This window comes from Stenotrophomonas sp. 01N47 (assembly GCF_056399165.1).
In genome coordinates this window covers 1-393 of record NZ_JBFTQU010000088.1, presented here as the reverse complement: position 1 = coordinate 393, position 393 = coordinate 1, and the positions used below count along the sequence as shown (strand labels likewise).

Annotated in this window: 1 protein-coding gene; it reads right to left on the bottom strand. The window is 67.1% G+C overall.

Features of this window, described 5'->3' with window-relative positions; translation table 11 throughout:
• Window positions 1-269 (bottom strand): acyl-CoA thioesterase (locus tag AC1DKR_RS21345; RefSeq protein ID WP_478035191.1); only part of this gene is annotated, 269 nt, incomplete at its 3' end.
• Window positions 270-393 lie beyond the last annotated feature (124 nt).

Genomic DNA, 393 nt, shown 5'->3' with positions numbered 1-393 from the left:
GTTTGGGTATCGACGCAGACGAGCCGCTGGCCCACGGTCAGGCGCGTCTCGGCGGCCGGCCCGGCGAAGCGGGTGTCGATGGCGAAGCTGGTCCGTCCGATGTGCGTCACACGCAACTCGCGGGTCAGCAGTTCGCCCAGCCGGCTCGGCGCGGTAAAGCGGCATTGCAGTTCGGCGGTCGGCACGCCGGCGTGGCCGGCGAGGTGCATGGCGTCGAACGGCCAGTCCAGCCCATCAGCTAACCAGTCCTCGATGAAGTCGTTSAGCATCTCGAAGTAGCGCGGATCGGCACGCCGGCGTGGCCGGCGAGGTGCATGGCGTCGAACGGCCAGTCGAGCCCATCGGCGAACCAGTCTTCGATGAAGTCGTTGAGCATCTCGAAGTAGCGCGGAT